This is a genomic window from Streptomyces sp. NPDC041108 (assembly GCF_055592645.1).
Window position 1 is genome coordinate 1,227,669 of the sequence record NZ_JBVIYK010000001.1, and the last position, 16,453, is coordinate 1,244,121.

17 protein-coding genes are annotated in these 16,453 nt (G+C 71.6%); 9 read left to right on the plus strand and 8 right to left on the minus strand.

Annotation, left to right across the window (positions count from 1 at the left end; genetic code table 11):
• Positions 1-10: 10 nt before the first annotated feature.
• On the minus strand, positions 11-556 hold the full coding sequence (locus tag ACZ6BB_RS05225) for a sigma-70 family RNA polymerase sigma factor (protein ID WP_059085071.1): 546 nt from the start codon (positions 554-556) through the stop codon (positions 11-13).
• Positions 557-774: 218 nt separating this feature from the next.
• Between ACZ6BB_RS05225 and ACZ6BB_RS05230 the strand changes: the two genes are divergently transcribed.
• Positions 775-1,929 (plus strand): CapA family protein, encoded by a 1,155-nt coding sequence (locus ACZ6BB_RS05230; RefSeq protein ID WP_471613944.1) that lies wholly within the window; start codon positions 775-777, stop codon positions 1,927-1,929.
• Positions 1,930-1,985: 56 nt separating this feature from the next.
• Here the strand turns inward: ACZ6BB_RS05230 and ACZ6BB_RS05235 are convergent, their stop codons facing one another.
• On the minus strand, positions 1,986-2,447 hold the full coding sequence (locus tag ACZ6BB_RS05235) for a universal stress protein (protein WP_471613945.1): 462 nt from the start codon (positions 2,445-2,447) through the stop codon (positions 1,986-1,988).
• 10 nt (positions 2,448-2,457) lie between these two features.
• Positions 2,458-2,595, minus strand: a complete 138-nt coding sequence (locus tag ACZ6BB_RS05240) for a hypothetical protein (protein WP_471613946.1) — start codon at positions 2,593-2,595, stop codon at positions 2,458-2,460.
• Here ACZ6BB_RS05240 and ACZ6BB_RS05245 point away from each other — a divergent pair.
• Positions 2,594-3,451: a polysaccharide deacetylase family protein gene (locus ACZ6BB_RS05245; protein ID WP_471613947.1), complete on the plus strand. Its 858-nt coding sequence runs from the start codon at positions 2,594-2,596 to the stop codon at positions 3,449-3,451. The genes ACZ6BB_RS05240 and ACZ6BB_RS05245 overlap by 2 nt on opposite strands.
• A 40-nt stretch (positions 3,452-3,491) precedes the next feature.
• Here the strand turns inward: ACZ6BB_RS05245 and ACZ6BB_RS05250 are convergent, their stop codons facing one another.
• A complete protein-coding gene (locus tag ACZ6BB_RS05250) occupies positions 3,492-4,163 on the minus strand; it encodes a class F sortase (RefSeq protein ID WP_471613948.1) in 672 nt (223 codons plus the stop codon).
• 342 nt (positions 4,164-4,505) lie between these two features.
• Here ACZ6BB_RS05250 and ACZ6BB_RS05255 point away from each other — a divergent pair, with 342 nt between their 5' ends.
• Complete coding sequence (locus ACZ6BB_RS05255) at positions 4,506-4,997, plus strand: hypothetical protein (RefSeq protein ID WP_471613949.1); 492 nt, start codon at positions 4,506-4,508, stop codon at positions 4,995-4,997.
• A gap of 96 nt (positions 4,998-5,093) precedes the next feature.
• Here ACZ6BB_RS05255 and ACZ6BB_RS05260 read toward each other — a convergent pair whose 3' ends face one another.
• The 3 genes from ACZ6BB_RS05260 to ACZ6BB_RS05270 form a co-directional block, all read right to left on the minus strand.
• Positions 5,094-5,612, minus strand: coding sequence for a hypothetical protein (locus ACZ6BB_RS05260; RefSeq protein WP_471613950.1), 519 nt, complete (start codon positions 5,610-5,612; stop codon positions 5,094-5,096).
• A 180-nt stretch (positions 5,613-5,792) separates the two neighbouring features.
• The gene (locus tag ACZ6BB_RS05265) at positions 5,793-6,557 is read right to left on the minus strand and encodes a bestrophin-like domain (RefSeq protein WP_471613951.1); all 765 of its coding nucleotides are present in this window, start codon (positions 6,555-6,557) and stop codon (positions 5,793-5,795) included.
• Positions 6,558-6,573: 16 nt separating this feature from the next.
• Positions 6,574-7,200: a hypothetical protein gene (locus ACZ6BB_RS05270; RefSeq protein ID WP_471613952.1), complete on the minus strand. Its 627-nt coding sequence runs from the start codon at positions 7,198-7,200 to the stop codon at positions 6,574-6,576.
• Positions 7,201-7,473: 273 nt separating this feature from the next.
• Between ACZ6BB_RS05270 and ACZ6BB_RS05275 the strand changes: the two genes are divergently transcribed.
• The 3 genes from ACZ6BB_RS05275 to ACZ6BB_RS05285 all read left to right on the plus strand — a co-directional run bounded on the left by ACZ6BB_RS05275 (position 7,474) and on the right by ACZ6BB_RS05285 (position 11,809).
• A complete protein-coding gene (locus ACZ6BB_RS05275) occupies positions 7,474-8,481 on the plus strand; it encodes an SCO0930 family lipoprotein (protein WP_471613953.1) in 1,008 nt (335 codons plus the stop codon).
• Between the two features lie 377 nt (positions 8,482-8,858).
• On the plus strand, positions 8,859-9,671 hold the full coding sequence (locus ACZ6BB_RS05280; RefSeq protein WP_471613954.1) for an SAM-dependent methyltransferase: 813 nt from the start codon (positions 8,859-8,861) through the stop codon (positions 9,669-9,671).
• Complete coding sequence (locus ACZ6BB_RS05285; RefSeq protein ID WP_471613955.1) at positions 9,668-11,809, plus strand: putative bifunctional diguanylate cyclase/phosphodiesterase; 2,142 nt, start codon at positions 9,668-9,670, stop codon at positions 11,807-11,809. The genes ACZ6BB_RS05280 and ACZ6BB_RS05285 overlap by 4 nt, the downstream gene beginning before the upstream one ends.
• A 138-nt stretch (positions 11,810-11,947) precedes the next feature.
• Here ACZ6BB_RS05285 and ACZ6BB_RS05290 read toward each other — a convergent pair whose 3' ends face one another.
• On the minus strand, positions 11,948-12,832 hold the full coding sequence (locus ACZ6BB_RS05290; protein ID WP_471613956.1) for a LysR family transcriptional regulator: 885 nt from the start codon (positions 12,830-12,832) through the stop codon (positions 11,948-11,950).
• A 93-nt stretch (positions 12,833-12,925) separates the two neighbouring features.
• Between ACZ6BB_RS05290 and ACZ6BB_RS05295 the strand changes: the two genes are divergently transcribed.
• Genes ACZ6BB_RS05295 through ACZ6BB_RS05305 form a run of 3 tightly spaced genes read left to right on the plus strand, consistent with a single transcriptional unit; the run spans position 12,926 to position 16,358 of the window.
• Positions 12,926-13,651 (plus strand): succinate dehydrogenase, encoded by a 726-nt coding sequence (locus tag ACZ6BB_RS05295; RefSeq protein WP_471613957.1) that lies wholly within the window; start codon positions 12,926-12,928, stop codon positions 13,649-13,651.
• Positions 13,652-13,653: 2 nt separating this feature from the next.
• Positions 13,654-15,612, plus strand: coding sequence for a fumarate reductase/succinate dehydrogenase flavoprotein subunit (locus ACZ6BB_RS05300; RefSeq protein WP_471613958.1), 1,959 nt, complete (start codon positions 13,654-13,656; stop codon positions 15,610-15,612).
• Positions 15,609-16,358 carry a succinate dehydrogenase/fumarate reductase iron-sulfur subunit gene (locus ACZ6BB_RS05305; RefSeq protein WP_471613959.1) on the plus strand — a complete coding sequence of 250 codons (750 nt, stop codon included), beginning with the start codon at positions 15,609-15,611 and terminating at the stop codon, positions 16,356-16,358. Before ACZ6BB_RS05300 ends, ACZ6BB_RS05305 begins: the two co-directional genes overlap by 4 nt.
• Positions 16,359-16,453 lie beyond the last annotated feature (95 nt).

The window sequence follows — 16,453 nt, forward strand, 5'->3', positions numbered from 1 at the left end:
GCCATGGGTTTCACCGCAGGTCGGCCGCGTATCCGGGAAGCACCCGGCGCAGGGCGCGCAGCGCGTAGTACGCGCGGGACTTCACCGTACCGGGCGGGATCCCGAGGGCCTCGGCGGCTTCCGCCACACTCGCACCCTGGAAGTACACCTGCACCAGTACTTCGCGGTGCTCGGGAGTGAGTGTCTTCACAGCTTCCCTCACATCGAGGGTCGCCACCGACCGTTCGGCGTGATCGGCCATCACACGCGCGTTCTCCAGCACCGCGTCCCCCACCTCCGCGGGGCGCGCCTGCCGGGCCCGCCGCGCGTCGATGGCGAGCCGCCGTCCGACGGTGAGCAGCCAGGGGCGTACGGAGTCGAAGTCGTCGGCGCGCAGGGCCTCGGGGTGCTGCCAGGCGCGCACGAAGGTCTCCTGCACCAGGTCCTCGGCGCGATGGCGGTCCCCGTCGGAGAGGCGCAGCAGCAGGGCGAAGAGGGGGCGGCCGTGTTCGCGCTGGAGTTCGGCCAGCTCGTGTTCGGCGGTCGTCCCGTCGGTGATCGTGGTTCCGGCCGTCATGGCCGTATGGGAACGCGGGGCGCGGCGCGAGGACAGGGGCCGGTCACGGATGTGCGGCGGGCGGTCGAACCTGTCGGCGAACGGTGCGACGAACGGTATGCCGCCGGACGGGTCCCGGTGTACCGGTGCGCCGGTGTGCCTGCTTGACGGGTGTGCCCCGTTGTATGTGGATTCATATCGAATAGTCATTTAATACGACAAGGTTGGGGTGCTCGTCCATGACCGCACACAGGGGTCCCGTCGCCGTCTCCGTGGCCCTCCTCCTGGCCGCGTCCGCCGCCTGTCAGTACCCGGGCCCCGGCCCCCGGCCCGGCCCCTCCGCCTCCGGCGACGACAGCGGTGGCTTCACCCTCGTCGCCTCCGGTGACGTCCTCCCCCACATGTCGGTCATCGAGCTGGCGCACGCGGACGCCGGCGGCGACGGCCATGACTTCGTGCCGATGCTCGCGGGTGTGAAACACGTGGTGTCCGGTGCGGATCTGGCGATCTGTCATATGGAGACGGTCTACGGGGCGGACGGCGACTACAGCGGCTATCCGGTGTTCAGGTCACCGCCCGAGGTGGCGGAGGCCCTCGCGGTCACGGGGTACGACGCGTGCTCCACGGCTTCCAACCACACCCTGGACGACGGCGCGCCCGGTATCAGGCGCACGCTGGACGCGCTCGATCGCGCCGGTGTGCGGCACGCGGGTTCGGCGCGTACGGAGGAAGAGGCGCGGCAGCCGACCCTGATGCGCGCCGGGGGCGCCCAGGTGGCGCACCTGGCGTACACCTACGGGACGAACGGCATCCCGCTGCCGGCGGACCGGCCCTGGGCCGTGAACCTGATCGACGGGGAGCGGATCCTCGCGGACGCGCGGGCCGCCCGGCGGGCGGGCGCCGACCTCGTGGTGGTGTCGGTGCACTGGGGGACCGAGTGGCAGGACGAACCCGACGAACAGCAGGTGGGCCTGGCGCAGGAACTCACCCGGGCGGCCACCGGCGGTCGGCCCGACATCGACCTGATCCTCGGCACGCACGCGCACGTGCCGCAGGCCTACGAGAAGGTCAACGGGACCTGGGTCGTGTACGGGATGGGCGACCAGGTGGCGGGGGCGATGCGCAACCACTCCGGTGCCGCCGACCCGCGCGGCAACCAGGGCACCCTGGCCCGCTTCACCTTCGCCCCGCCCACGCGCACGGGCGACCGCTGGGCGGTGACGAAGGCGGAGTTCGTGCCGCAGTGGTTCGACGTCGGCCGGGGCAGGGTGGTCGACCTCGACTCCGCGATCGCGGCCGGGGCGGGGGCGGGCGTCACCGCCGTGCGCGACCGCATCCGGGAGATCGTCCTCAGCCGGGGCGCGGCCCAGGACGGACTGGTCACGGGGCGGTAGCCCGGCCGAGTCCCCGCAGATCCCCCAGGCCGTGGAAGTGTTCTGCCCCGCCGTGTCTACGGCACCACCGTCACCGGCCAGCGACCCGCCTTCACCAGGCGCAGGGCCACCGAGCCGACGATGCGGTGACCGGCCTGCTGGGAGGCGCCCACCACCACCGCGTCCGCCTTGAGCCGCTCCGCCGCCGTCACCAGGCCGTTGTACGGGTCGCCCCGGAAGGTGTGGAACTCCCAGCGCACCTCGAAGATGCCCTTGACCTGCTCGGCGGCCTCCCGGACCTCCGCGACCAGGTGCGCGGCGATCTCGTCGGTCGTCCCGGCGACCGGCACCCCGAGTGCCGCACCGGCCGCCAGCAGGGGCTGCACGTACACGATCGCGAGCAGCGCGTGCTGGCGGCGGGCGAGGCCGGCGGCGTACGCCACGGCCCGCAGGGAGGTGTCGGAACCGTCCAGTCCGACGAGGACGACCTTGGGCCCGTCGGTACCCCGTTCGAACCGGTGTGCTTGCTGATCGGTCACGGTCGCGAGGCTAGTCGAACACCCGGGCTCCGGCGTGCGCCGGGCGTGCGTCGAGGGCGCGGACGACTACTCCCATCGGGTGCTTCCCTGCCGCCGCACCGGTGTCGTGGTGGTGCGGCGTCCCCGCCTTGGTCGACTGATGAGTCATGCAGAAGGATCAGATGTTCACGCGTCGGCACCTGTTGACGGGCACCGCCGCCCTGCTGGGCGCGGCCGCCACGGCGGGCACCGCCGCTCTGCCCATCGGCGACGCGGACTCCGGCGCGGCACCGGCCGGCGCTCCGGCCCCGGCGGCGGGTTCCGGCGGCCGCCCGGCGCTCACGCCCTCCTCCTACCGTCTGCGGCCCATCGCGGGGTACGGCCCCCCGCCCCGGCGCCGCACCCTCGTCCGGCCCGCCGTCCGGCACGAGCCGTTCCTGCGGATCGACGGGCGCGGCCGCTCGATGGTGCTGACCTTCGACGACGGCCCCGACCCCCGCTACACCCCGGACATCCTGCGCATCCTCCGCGGCCACGACGTGCGGGCGATGTTCTTCGTGTGCGGCGAGATGGCGGTCCGGCACAAGGACCTGCTGCGGGAGATGGCCGACGACGGCCATGTGGTCGGCAACCACACCTGGTCCCATCCCCTGCTCACCACCCTCTCCCGGTCCAGGATCCATTCCGAGATGGGCCGCACCAGCGAGATCATCGAGAAGGCGTACGGGGAACCGCCGCTGTGGTTCCGCGCCCCCTACGGCGCCTGGAACCGGGCCGCGTTCCGGTTCGGCGCGGAACTCGGCATGGAGCCGCTCGCCTGGACCGTGGACACCCTCGACTGGCGGACGCCCGGCGCGCGCACCATCGCCCGGCGCGTGGAGGCCGGTGCCGGTCCCGGTGTCGTCGTGCTCTCCCACGACGCGGGCGGGGACCGCTCGCAGAGTGTCAGGGCCCTGCGCGACTATCTGCCCGAACTGCTGGATTCCGGCTATCGCATCACCGTGCCCCAGCGCGCATATGTGTAGCGAATTCCCTTGAGATCCCGCCCGCCCGGCCGGGTGACGCTCAGCGGACCTCGACCAGGCGGGCGAACACGACGACGTTCCCGTCGTAGCCGTTCTGCTTGGAGAAACCACCGCCGCAGGTGATGACCCGCAATTCGGGAATTCCGCTGTTCCCGTAGACCCGGTCGCCCGGGAAGTCGTTCTTCGCGAACACCTCGATGCCGTAGATCTCGAACACGGCGGTCTTCCGGTCCGCGCGCAGGATCTCCACCCGGGAGCCCTTCTTCAGCGCCCCCAGTCCGTAGAACACGGCGGGACCCTGGTTGTTGTCCACATGGCCGACGACCACGGCCGTGCCCTTCTCGCCGGGGGAGACCGCGCCGGTGAACCACCCGGCGAGGTTCGGATCCCGGGCCGGCGGCGCGTCCACCCAGCCCTGCGCGTCCAGCCCGACGGGCATGGCCGGCGCGTCGACCCGGATCGAGGGGATCCGCACCCGGTCGACCATGGCGTACGGCAGCGGGTCGGGGGCAGCGGTGAAGGTCCCGTGCGGGGTGCGGCGACTGTCCGCGGCCGCGGCCGACGCGGGCTGCGGCGGGCCCACGTCGAACTCCCCCGAGCCGTTGCGGATGAGAGCGAGCCCGGTCAGCAGAACAAGCGCTATCACGCCCCAAGGGGCACGCTTCTTCCGCGGCACCTCCCATTCGGCCTCGGCCGGTCCGGACGAAGACATATCCCATCCCCTCTCGACCCGGCCGTCACCGTGTCCCTCGCGCATACGGAAAAGCTAAGCCTGCCGCACGGCGAAGGCGACGGGGCAGGTGCGAACGGGTGGCGGGGGCGGGGAGTTCTGCGCCATCCGGGTTCGCCGCCGGAGGAATTTTCTGACGGTCCGTGACCTGCGGCGATATCCGATCGTACGGAGATATCCCGGCGTGTCTCTCCCGGGGGACTCACCAGGACGGACCAGTGCCGAAATGCGGGCCCGCCCACGGCATCTGAGGGTCATTTCGGGAGGCGTTTTCTCGCCGATCGACCGGGGACGGGACCCGGGGCGTCTTCCGCGGAGGATCACATGCGTACTACTCGTGTCCTGGCGGCCTCGGCCGCCGCGGTCGCCCTGGTCGGCGTGGCCGCGCCGACGGCCGCCGCCTGGGACCAGCCGAGCGCGGTCACGGCCGCCCCCAACGTCATCGCCCGCGGCGGGCGGCTCGTCCTCACCGTCAGCGGCGGTGACGCGTGCGCGATCGCCGGCAGCACCATCGGCTCCAACGCCTTCCCCACCACCAACCTCAGGTCCATGGGCGGCACGACCGCCACGGCCGCGGTCCGGGTCAACGCCGACGCCAGTCCCGGCTCGTACAGCGTCACCACCAACTGCGAAGGCAGACGCAAGACGTTCACCGGCGTCTTCACCGTGATCGGCGGGGTCCGCGGCGGCCTCGGCGGCAGCAGCTCCACCGGTGCCACGCCGACCGACATCGCCATCGGCGGCGGCCTGGTGACGGCCGCGGTCGTCGGCGGTGGCGTGTTCTGGATGCGCAGGCGCGCGGAGAACAAGGTCTGAGCCCTCTCGGGGGCGCATGCGACGCAGTTCTTCGCCCCGGACCCTCACGGGTTCCGGGGCGAAGAGCTGTGCGAGCGGCGCCGCGAGGAGAGCCCGTCAGGAGTGGTCGCCCTCCTCGGGGCGGCGACGCGCCCGGTGCCAGGCCACGCCCAGGGCCCCTGCGACGAGCGCGGCGCCGAGGCCGATCTCGTGCGGGTCGAAGCCCGCGACGGTGCCGCCGGCGCCGGCGTGGGAGCCCCGGGTGGGGTGGTGGGTGGGGTGATGCGTCGGGTGGCCGGAGGCGATGGTGAGATCCGTGCGGCCGCTCTCGTCGCCGCACTGGAACGACACCTCGTACACCGTGCCCGGCCTGGCGTCCCGGTCCACGGTCGCCGTGGCCGAGGAGTGGCCCCGGGGAATGACGACGGCGTCGAAGACGCCGGAGGAGACGGTCGTCCTGTGGTGGCAGCCGTCGACGCGCAGGAGCACCTGCCCGCCCGGGGCGACCGTCGAGGGCACGACACCGAAACCGAACGAGGTGATGTCGCCGGTCCGTGCCGCGTGCGCGGCGGGAGCGGTGAGGGAGAGGGCGGCCACGCCCAGCAGAGCGGCCGAAGCGACGCGTATCGCGCGCATGATGAGCCTCCGGGTCCCCGAGGAGCCTGCCGCGGACCGTTTCCGCCTGCGTCTGAAATGCACCTCGATGACCGAAACGCTAGAAAGGTGCGCCCGGTGGCGCGATCGCAGTAGCGCGAATGGGGCACGCGTGTGCTCCGCACAGGGGACCGGAACGCGTACGGCCGGGCGTGCCGCCGTCTACCCGCCCGCGTTCGGGAACAGGCTCAGGAACGGATCGGCCGTGGCCGACAGACCCCGGCTGTAGGGGGCGTCGAAGTCCCAGACGAGGAACAGCAGGAACGCGATGAGGGCGGAGAACAGACCGGCGAGGATCAGCTCGCGCGGCGTGCGCCGGATCTGCAGGGCGAACACCATGCCGACCGTCACGACGGCCCCGATGATCAGGCCGAACCACACCACGCCGGGCATGGTCTCGCCGGTGGAGTCGGCGCGGCTGCCGCGCGCGGCGTCGGCCGTGGCCACCTGGTCGAGCAGCGGCTGATACGTCTGTGCCTCGAAGTCGTCACGCGGCTCGTAGTCGGTGACGTCGTGGCGGACGGTCTCGAACAGCTCTGTGCCGCGCTCGGTCACCTCGCCCTTCTCGGCCATGACCTTCCACTCGGTGGACACGACATGGCCGACGTAGGCGTCGATGTCGCCGCGGATGCGGTCGCGCACGTCCTCGGGATACACCCGCACCCGCTCGCTGATCTCGTGCAGGGCCTGCGCCTCGGCCTGGACCTGGTCCTGGGCGGCGCTGCGGGCCTCCCAGACACCGGCGATGGCCAGGCCCAGCACGATGGCGTACACCACGCCGATCATCATGGTGATGTACTCGATGACGTCCGGGGTCTCGGACGGGTCCTCGTCCGCCGGCGCGGCGTGATGCCGTACCAGGGCCACGATGAGGACGACCACACAGGCCGCCCCCATCGCGAGGGTGAGAACAAGCCATTCCGACAAGAGGTTCCTCCAGGGATCAGCGTGGGCGCAGTGCGGCGGCGGCGAACACCGCGGGCACGGTGACCAGCAGGGCGAGCGAGACGAGGGACGGACCGGAGCGCTTGGCGGCGGAACGGGACGGAGCCCGGTACGGCGGATAGCTCACCGGGGTCGGCGAGACCTCGGGGCGGACGCTGGGCGCGGGGTCCGGCTGCGCCTTCGGCTTCGGCACGGGTGTCGGGGTGGGGGCGGGCCGGGGCGCCTCCGTGACGGGCGGCGGGGGCGGCGGCGCGGGCCGCCGGGGCGGGGCGGGCGTCGGCTTCGGGGCCGGCGGGGGGTCCGGAGCGGGGTCGGGGGTGGGCGTGGGCGACGGCGGTCTCGGCCGGGGCGGGGGCGTCGGGGTGGGGGGCGGCTCCGGCGGGCACGACGGCGTCGGAGCCGGCGTGGGCGGGGGTGGGGGAGGGGGCGGCGGGGTCGGCTCGCAGGAGCCGGTGCCCCCGACCGCCACGGCGACCGCGCCCCCGCCGCCCGGGCCGACGTCGGCGTACGCGCAGGCGTCGGCGACCGCCGGGCCGCTCGGTGCTCCGGCGAGGAGCCAGGTCAGTGCGAGCAGGGCCGACAGCCGTAGGGCGAGAGCGGATCGGGTCCGCTGGGGTCCTTGCACGTCGCAGATCATCCGTGCTCGCGCGCCCGCGTACGCGGGAGCACGGACCGATTGCTCCGGACGAGGGAAAAACGGACCTCGAAGGTTTGACTGCGGACGTCCCGTGCTGACCCCGTTTTCGACACCTCCGCAGGCGGACGGCCGGTACCGCGTCACAGTCTTCGGAAAGAAATTCGCGCCACGTTGAACACTTCGGCCACTCCCGCCCGTACCTAGGACCAGCAAGCGGCGCAATAGGCGCTGCAACACCCACCGGATACACGGGGAGTTGGAATGAAGACCTCCTGGCGGAGCGCCTCGCTCGTAGCGACAGCTGCGGCTGTACTGGTGCTGACGACGGCGTGCGGTCAGGAAAAGGGGTCGACGTCCTCGCAGAACGTGGGCGCCGCTTCCACACCGACGCTCGGTGCCGGCACCATCGCGGGCACCGGTACCGGTACGGCCGGCGTCGGCGCGGCCGGCTCCGACACGTCTGACCAGGCCCAGTCCACCACGGCGGCCTCGGCGGGCCAGCTGACGGTGTGGAACAGCGACGAGTACGGCAAGGTCCTCACGGACAGTTCCGGTCGCACCCTGTACCGCTTCGACAAGGACTCGTTCGAGCCGCCGAAGACGACCTGTGAGGGCGAGTGCGCCACCACCTGGCCTCCGGTTCCGGCCTCGGGCGCCACCGCCGCCGAGGGCGTCGACGAGGCCCTGCTCGGCGAGGTCAGCCGTCCCGACGGCACCAAGCAGCTGACGGTCGCCGGCTGGCCGATGTACTACTTCGCCAAGGACACCAAGGCCGGTGACATCAAGGGCCAGGGCGTCAAGGGCTCCTGGTTCGCCTCGGCGCCCAACGGCAAGAAGGCCTCCACCAAGGGCGGCGGCTCCGGCGGCACTGGCGGCGCGGGGGACACCGGTGGCGGAGCGGTCGAGCAGGCCGGCCTGACCACCCGCAAGGACGCCAAGCTCGGCGAGATCGTCGTCGACAAGAACGGCATGACGGTCTACCGGTTCCTCAAGGACACCCAGTGGCCGATGTCCACCAAGTGCACCGGTGCCTGCCTCGACAAGTGGCCCGTCGTGGCCCCGGTCGACAAGAACGACACCAAGGGCATCCTGCTGAAGGGCTACACGGTCTTCGACCGTCCTGACGGTTTCAAGCAGCAGACCATCAACTGCATCCCGCTCTACACCTTCGCCAACGACAAGTCGCCCGGCGACACCAACGGCCAGGGTGTCGGCGGTACCTGGTTCGCCATCAACGGCGACGGAGAGCCGATCGGCGCGCAGAAGTAAGGACACCTTCCCCAGGGTGGACCGCCTCGCCATTCACATCACCGCACGCGGAAGGGAGTGGACGAGAAGAGAGTGCCGGACGCACCACACCAGCGCGGCCGATCAGGTCCGCCCCCTCCGCACCGCACGGAGGGGGCGGACCGTTTGGCATGCCCGGACCCGCCCGAACAGGGGTGTCCGGGCGCGGTGCTGTCCGGCCGTGGCAAGGTCCGTGGCCGAACAGGCATGGCAGGGGCGCCGGTTGGGCATGTCCCCTCGGCAGCGACCTTGAACGGACGGTCAATTTCCGTTTTTACTCGCTCCTTCGGCGGACGATCAGTAGCCTCAGCTCGAACACCGGATCGCCCACGTCAGCCCCGAAGCGTTGGAGTACACAGATGGAGCGTCCCGCCTGGGCGCCGCGGAGCATCGACATCTCGATGCCGTCCGTGGCACGCATATACGACTACTACCTGGGTGGTTCGCACAATTTCGAGGTCGACCGGGAAGCGGCCCGCAGGGCCATGGAGCACGTGCCGGGCCTGCCCAAGATCATGCAGGCGAACCGGGCGTTCATGCGCCGCGCGGTGCGGTACGCGGCCGACGCGGGCGTCACGCAGTTCCTGGACATCGGATCCGGGATCCCCACCTTCGGAAACGTGCACGAGGTGGCCCAGGAGGCCAGCCCCGGCGCCCGGGTCGTCTATGTCGACCACGACCCCGTCGCCGTAGCACACAGCCAGGAGGTTCTGAAGGGGAAGGACGGCGTGGACGTGGTCGCGGCCGACCTCCGCAAGCCCCACGAGATCCTCGAAAGCCCCCAGGTTCGGCGACTGATCGACCTGAACCGGCCGGTGGCGCTGCTCCTGGTTGCCATACTGCACTTCGTGGAGGACACGGACGACCCCTACGGGGCGGTGGCGGAGCTGCGCGACGCGCTCGCGCCCGGCAGCCTGATGGTCGTCTCGCACGCCTGCAGCGAGGGGATCCCGCTGCCCGCGGAGCGGGCGGCGGCCATGGTGGACGTGTACAGGAACATTCGCAATCCGCTGACCATGCGCTCGGCCGACGAGGTCGCACGGTTCTTCGAGGGGTACGACATGGTGGAACCCGGAGTGGTGCCGATGGCGAAGTGGCGGCCCGACACGGCTTCCGAGGACGAGGATCCGTACGCCTACGCGCAGTTCGCCGGCGTGGGGACCAAAGCGTGAGGGCGGAGCCGGACGGGCCGGAGGACAGACTCCGCCGGTTCGCGACCATCTGGAGCCGCGCGGTCTTCCCCGCCACCTCCACGTCGCTGACCCGGCCCGAGTTCGAGGAACGACTGCTGCCGCTCGCCCGCAGGCTGAGCGAGGCACTGCGGGCGAGGACGTACGACGCCGAAGCGGGCAGGGCCGTCGGTGCCGCCCTCGTCGAGGCGCACTGCACCGAACCCGACGCGCTCAGCCAGACCCTGGACTGCGTCGACGCCTATCTGGTGCTCTACTGCGGCGGCGACGGACCCCAGGAGGACCTGCGGGCCCGTGCCGGGCGGCTGCAGTCCGCGATGGCCGCCGGGTTCGCCGAGGCCCTGCGGCAGCGGACGCTGGCCGAGCAGGAGGCCATCGCCCGCGCCGCGCTGGAGGCCCAGGGCGCGGTCGCCCTGGCGTTGCACGCCACCGAGGCCAGGTTCCGCGCGGTGTTCGAGGGCGCCGCCATAGGCATCGGCATCGCCGACCTCGACGGCAACATCCTCCAGGTCAACGGGGCGCTGCTGCGCATGTTCGGGGTCACCGAGCAGGCGATGCGCGGGCGCCGCGTCCCCGAGTGGAGGCACGCCGAGGACGCGCCCCAGGTGTGGCGCCTGTACGACGAACTGGTCGGCGGCGAGCGCGAGCACTACCACACCGAAAAGGCGTTCCACCGGCCCGACGGGACGGTCCTGTGGACCAACCTGACGGTGTCCCTGCTGCGGGACGCGGACGGCCGGCCCCAGTACCAGCTGGCCCTCATGGAGGACACCACCGAGCGCCGGCTGCTCAACCTCCGTCTCCGCTACGAGGCCACCCACGACGCGCTCACCGGACTGCCCAACCGCACCCTGTTCTTCGAACGCCTGGAGAAGGCCCTCGCGGCGGGCGACGGACAGCGGTTCGGCCTCTGCTATCTCGACCTCGACGGCTTCAAGACCATCAACGACAGCCTCGGACACGCGGCCGGCGACCGGCTGCTCGTCGAGGTCGCCGACCGGCTGCAGTCCTGTGCGACCGCGCCCGGTGAGATGGTCGCCCGGCTCGGCGGCGACGAGTTCGTGGCCCTGACCACCGGCACCGACACCGAGCGCGAGGTCGACGATCTTGCCGACCGCATCATGAACGCGCTGGTCACCCCGGTCCGCATCGAGGGCCGTGAACTGCTGGTCCGCGGCAGCATCGGCATCGTCGAGGGCCCGGCGGGGGAGCGCGGCCCGGCGGAGGTGCTGCGCAGCGCCGACATCACGATGTACCGGGCCAAGTCCGCGGGCGGCAACCGCTACGAGGTCGCCGACGCGGAGGCCGACGCCCGCGCCATCACCCGGCACGGGCTCACGACGGCACTGCCCGCCGCCCTGGACCGGGGCGAGTTCTTCATCGAGTACCAGCCGCTGGTCCACCTCGGCGACGGCACCGTGCGCGGCGCCGAGGCGCTGGTCCGCTGGCTGCATCCGCAGCACGGCGTCCTCGGCCCCGACCGCTTCATCCCGCTCGCCGAGCGCACCGGCCTGATCGTGCCGCTCGGCCGCTGGGTCCTGGAGCAGTCGGTGCGCCAGGCCCGCGCGTGGCAGGAACGCGGCGGCACACGGGCGACCGGCCCGCTGCGCGTCAACGTCAACCTCTCCCCGTGCCAGCTGACCCATCCCGGGCTGGTCCAGGACACGGTGGACATCCTGGAGCGCGCCGGACTCGAACCGGACGCCCTGTGCCTGGAGGTCACGGAGTCCGCCCTGATCGGCGCCGACGACGACCTGCTCAAGCCCCTGCGCAGGCTCTCCGAGATGGGCGTCGACATCGCCCTCGACGACTTCGGCACCGGCTACTCCAACCTCGCCAACCTGCGCCGGCTGCCGGTCCGCGTCCTGAAGCTGGACCGGTCCTTCACCCAGAGCATGCAGCAGTTCCCGGCCGACCCCGTCGACCTGAAGATCGTCGAGGGGATCGTCTCCCTGGCCCACAGCCTCGACCTCGCGGTCACCGTCGAGGGCGTCGAGACCGGCGCCCAGGCGGAGCAACTGCGCATCCTCGGCTGCGACACCGCCCAGGGCTGGTACTACGCCCGCCCGGGCCCCCCGGACCGCCTCCACGAACTGGCGTTGATGGACGCGACGGGATAGAAGAGGTTCCTTCCCCGCCGCCGACGCGTGCAGCGCGCCCCTCCGGGGGCGCGGGGAACCGCGCGATCAGCCACGGCGCAGCGGAGTTCCGCAACGGCGCTCACGGTGAACGGCGCGACCGGGACCGACAGCGCACCCTCACCGCTCCACCAGCATCCGCTGCAGCTCCCGCGCGGCCCGAGGCGGAGCCACATCGCTGCGGTGGGCGAGCGCGATGGTCCGATGGAGGCCGGGCCGGGCCAGCGGGGTGACCCGCAGGCCCCGGCCGGCCCCGGTGGCGACCATGCGCGGGACGACGGCGACGCCGAGACCGGCCCGGACGAAGCCGAGGACGGCGTCCATCTCGCCCCCCTCGACCGCGAAGTCCGGTTCGAAGCCCGCGGCCCGGCATGCGGCGACGGTGAGTTCCCGCAGGTCATAGCCGTGGCGGAACATCACGAGCCGCTCGCCCTCCAGATCGGGGACACGGACCGTGCGGCGGCCGTTGCCGGGCCCCGGGGCGTCGGGGGAGGAGACCACGACCAGGTCCTCGCGCAGCAGTTCCACGGTGGTGAGCGCGGGGGAGGGCGTGGGAAGCGGGAGGACCACCAGGGCCAGATCCAGCGCGCCCCGCGCCAGCTGCCGTACGAGGTCGTGCGAGCCGCCCTCCTCGATCAGCAGCCGGATGCCCGGGTAGCGGTCGTGGAAGGCGCGCAGCACGTCCGGGAGCAGGCCCGTGCACAGGCTCGGGGTCGCGCCGAGCCGGACCCGGCCCCGCCGCAGCTGGACCAGCTCCTGCACCTCGTGCCGGGCGGTGTCGGTGTCGGCCAGGATGCGGCGGGCCAGCGGCAGCAGCGCCTCACCGGCGTCCGTCAGCGTGATGTTCCCGCGCGCACGCTGGAAGAGGTCCGCGCCCAACTCCCGTTCCAGCGCCTTGATCTGCTGCGACAGCGACGGCTGCGCCACATGGACCAGCTCGGCGGCCCGGGTGAAGTGTCTGGTCTCGGCCACCGCCACGAAGTACTGGAGTTGCTGGAACTGCATCACTCCACGATACGGGACGATAGCCTCCAGCTATCGAAACGAGCTGTTTCATGTCTTGGACCGATGGGGTGCTGTGGTTCTAGCGTCTGTCGCATGGCTCTGGCAACGCGGACGGACCGGGCGGAACGGACGGAACGAAAACCGTCCTTCGCGCGCTCGGCGTGGGACAGCTCCCTCGGCAAGAAGACGGTGATGGCCGTCAGCGGACTGATCATGCTGGCGTACCTGGTCGTCCACATGCTCGGCAACCTCAAGATCTTCTTCGGCTCGGACGAGTTCAACGGCTACGCCCACTGGCTGCGCACCCTCGGCGAGCCCTTCCTGCACCACGAGTGGGCGCTGTGGATCGTCCGCGTGGTGCTCGTCGCCGCGGTCGTCGCCCACGCCACGGCCGCCTACCAGCTCAGCCGCCGCGACCTGCGGGCCCGGCCGAGCAAGTACGTCCACAGGAAGCGCCGGGCGAGTTACGCGACCCGCACCATGCGCTGGGGCGGCGTCATCCTCGCCCTGTTCATCGTCTGGCACATCCTCGACCTGACGACCGGCACCGTCCACCCGGGCGGTTTCGAGGCCGGACACCCGTACCAGAACGTGATCGACACCTTCTCCACCTGGTACGGCAACGTCGTCTACATCGCCGCGGTGCTCGCGCTCGGTCTGCACGTCCGGCACGGCTTCTGGAGCGCGGCCCAGACCCTCGGCGTCGGCAGCCGTACCCGCGACCGGGCCCTGAAGACCACCGCCAACGTCCTCGCGCTGGTGCTGACCGCGGGCTTCGTCTCCGTACCCGTCGCCGTCATGACCGGAGTGGTGAGCTGACCATGACCACGTCCCCCGCCTACACGGACTACACGACCGGGGCACCGGTCGTCGACGGCAAGGCCCCCGCGGGGCCGGTCGCCGAGCGCTGGGACCGGCGCCGTTTCGAGGCCAGGCTCGTCAACCCCGCCAACCGCCGCAAGCACACGGTGATCGTCGTCGGTACGGGCCTCGCCGGCGGCTCGGCGGGCGCTACGCTCGCCGAACAGGGCTACCACGTCGTCCAGTTCTGCTACCAGGACTCCCCGCGCCGCGCCCACTCGATCGCCGCCCAGGGCGGCATCAACGCGGCCAAGAACTACCGCAACGACGGCGACTCGGTCCACCGGCTGTTCTACGACACCGTCAAGGGCGGCGACTTCCGGGCACGGGAGTCGAACGTCCACCGGCTGGCGCAGATCTCCGTCGAGATCATCGACCAGTGCGTGGCACAGGGCGTGCCCTTCGCCCGGGAGTACGGCGGGCTGCTCGACACCCGCTCCTTCGGCGGCGTCCAGGTGTCGCGGACGTTCTACGCCCGAGGCCAGACCGGGCAGCAGCTGCTGCTGGGCGCCTATCAGGCGTTGAGCAGGCAGATCGCGGCCGGGAACGTGGAGATGCACCCGCGCACCGAGATGCTCGACCTGATCGTGGTCGACGGGCGGGCACGCGGGATCGTGGCACGGGATCTGATCACGGGGAAGATCGACTCGTACTTCGCGGACGCCGTGGTGCTGGCGAGCGGCGGGTACGGGAACGTCTTCTACCTGTCGACCAACGCGATGAACTCCAACGCCACCGCCGTGTGGCGGGCGCACCGACGCGGCGCGCTGTTCGCGAACCCGTGCTTCACCCAGATCCATCCGACGTGCATCCCCCGCACCGGCGACCACCAGTCCAAGCTGACGCTGATGAGCGAGTCGCTGCGCAACGACGGCCGCATCTGGGTGCCCAGGGCGCGGGGCGACCGCCGGCCCGCGAACCAGATCCCCGAGGACGAGCGCGACTACTACCTGGAGCGGATCTACCCCTCCTTCGGCAACCTCGTCCCCCGGGACATCGCCTCCCGCGCCGCGAAGAACGTCTGCGACGAGGGGCGCGGCGTCGGGCCCGGCGGACAGGGCGTCTACCTGGACTTCGCCGACGCCGTCGCACGGATGGGCCGCGAGGCCGTCGAGGCCAGGTACGGCAACCTCTTCGACATGTACCAGCGGATCACCGACGAGGATCCGTACGAGGTGCCCATGCGGATCTACCCGGCCGTGCACTACACGATGGGCGGACTGTGGGTGGACTACGACCTCCAGACCACCGTCCCCGGCCTGTTCGCCATCGGCGAGGCCAACTTCTCCGACCACGGGGCCAACCGGCTCGGCGCGTCCGCGCTGATGCAGGGCCTCGCCGACGGGTACTTCGTGCTGCCGGCCACCATCAACGACTACCTCGCCCGGCACCCGGAACAGGACGGGATCGGCCCCGAGCACCCCGTCGTCCAGGAGGCGCTGGCCGAGACCGAGGACCGGCTGAACCTGCTGCTCGCCGTCGACGGCGACCGCACGCCCGACTCCTTCCACCGCGAACTCGGCGAACTGATGTGGGAGTTCTGCGGTATGGCCCGCACCGACAGCGGCCTGCGGAAGGCGCTGGAGCGGATTCCGCAGATCCGGGAGGAGTTCTGGCGGCGGATCAAGGTCCCGGGGACGGGCGAGGAGTTCAACCAGTCCCTGGAGAAGGCCAACCGGATCGTCGACTACCTCGAACTCGCCGAGCTGATGTGCCTCGACGCGCTGCACCGCGCGGAATCCTGCGGCGGTCACTTCCGTGAGGAGTCCCAGACGGCCGACGGCGAGGCGGAGCGCCGGGACGAGGAGTTCTCGTACGCCGCCGCCTGGGAGTTCACGGGAACCGGTACGGCCCCCGTACTGCACAGGGAAGACCTGGTCTTCGAGTACGTCCACCCCACCCAGCGGAGCTACGCATGAAGCTGACCCTGCGCGTCTGGCGGCAGCGGAACGCCGACGCCGACGGCGCCATGTCCACGTACGAGGTGGACGGCATCTCGCCCGACATGTCCTTCCTGGAGATGCTCGACACGCTCAACGAGGAACTCGTCCTGCGCGGTGAGGACCCGGTGGCCTTCGACCACGACTGCCGGGAGGGGATCTGCGGGGCGTGCTCGCTCGTCATCAACGGCGACGCGCACGGTCCGGAGCGGACGACGACCTGCCAGCTGCACATGCGGTCCTTCTCGGACGGCGACACGATCGACGTCGAACCCTGGCGGGCGGCGGCCTTCCCGGTGGTCAAGGACCTCGTGGTGGACAGGTCGGCGTTCGACCGGATCATCCAGGCCGGGGGATACATCACCGCGCCGACCGGGGCGGCGCCGGAGGCGCACGCCACGGCCGTCCCGAAACCGGACGCGGACCTCGCGTTCGAGCACGCGGAGTGCATCGGGTGCGGGGCCTGTGTGGCCGCGTGTCCGAACGGGGCGGCGATGCTGTTCACCTCGGCGAAGATCAACCATCTGAACCTGCTGCCGCAGGGCGCGCCCGAGCGGGAGACACGGGTGCTGGACATGGTGGAGCGGATGGACGAGGAGGGGTTCGGAGGGTGCACGCTGGCGGGCGAGTGCGCCACGGCCTGCCCCAAGGGGATTCCGCTGATGTCCATCACGAGCATGAACAAGGAGTGGCTGCGGGCCGCCCGGAAGGCCGGGACGCGGTAGGCCGGTACGCGGCAGGTCCGCCCGGGCCCGCCGAGCGCCCCCGTGCGGGGGCATGGAACGTTCGCCGACAGGTGCGGACGGGCGGGGCCGGGCGT

Coding starts and splice junctions, on each gene's coding strand:
- ACZ6BB_RS05225 (WP_059085071.1), bottom strand. CDS start 556: ATGACGGCCGGAACCACGATCACCGACGGGACGACCGCCGAACACGAG.
- ACZ6BB_RS05230 (WP_471613944.1), top strand. CDS start 775: ATGACCGCACACAGGGGTCCCGTCGCCGTCTCCGTGGCCCTCCTCCTG.
- ACZ6BB_RS05245 (WP_471613947.1), top strand. CDS start 2,594: ATGCAGAAGGATCAGATGTTCACGCGTCGGCACCTGTTGACGGGCACC.
- ACZ6BB_RS05240 (WP_471613946.1), bottom strand. CDS start 2,595: ATGACTCATCAGTCGACCAAGGCGGGGACGCCGCACCACCACGACACC.
- ACZ6BB_RS05250 (WP_471613948.1), bottom strand. CDS start 4,163: ATGTCTTCGTCCGGACCGGCCGAGGCCGAATGGGAGGTGCCGCGGAAG.
- ACZ6BB_RS05255 (WP_471613949.1), top strand. CDS start 4,506: ATGCGTACTACTCGTGTCCTGGCGGCCTCGGCCGCCGCGGTCGCCCTG.
- ACZ6BB_RS05260 (WP_471613950.1), bottom strand. CDS start 5,612: ATGCGCGCGATACGCGTCGCTTCGGCCGCTCTGCTGGGCGTGGCCGCC.
- ACZ6BB_RS05275 (WP_471613953.1), top strand. CDS start 7,474: ATGAAGACCTCCTGGCGGAGCGCCTCGCTCGTAGCGACAGCTGCGGCT.
- ACZ6BB_RS05280 (WP_471613954.1), top strand. CDS start 8,859: ATGGAGCGTCCCGCCTGGGCGCCGCGGAGCATCGACATCTCGATGCCG.
- ACZ6BB_RS05290 (WP_471613956.1), bottom strand. CDS start 12,832: ATGCAGTTCCAGCAACTCCAGTACTTCGTGGCGGTGGCCGAGACCAGA.
- ACZ6BB_RS05295 (WP_471613957.1), top strand. CDS start 12,926: ATGGCTCTGGCAACGCGGACGGACCGGGCGGAACGGACGGAACGAAAA.
- ACZ6BB_RS05300 (WP_471613958.1), top strand. CDS start 13,654: ATGACCACGTCCCCCGCCTACACGGACTACACGACCGGGGCACCGGTC.
- ACZ6BB_RS05305 (WP_471613959.1), top strand. CDS start 15,609: ATGAAGCTGACCCTGCGCGTCTGGCGGCAGCGGAACGCCGACGCCGAC.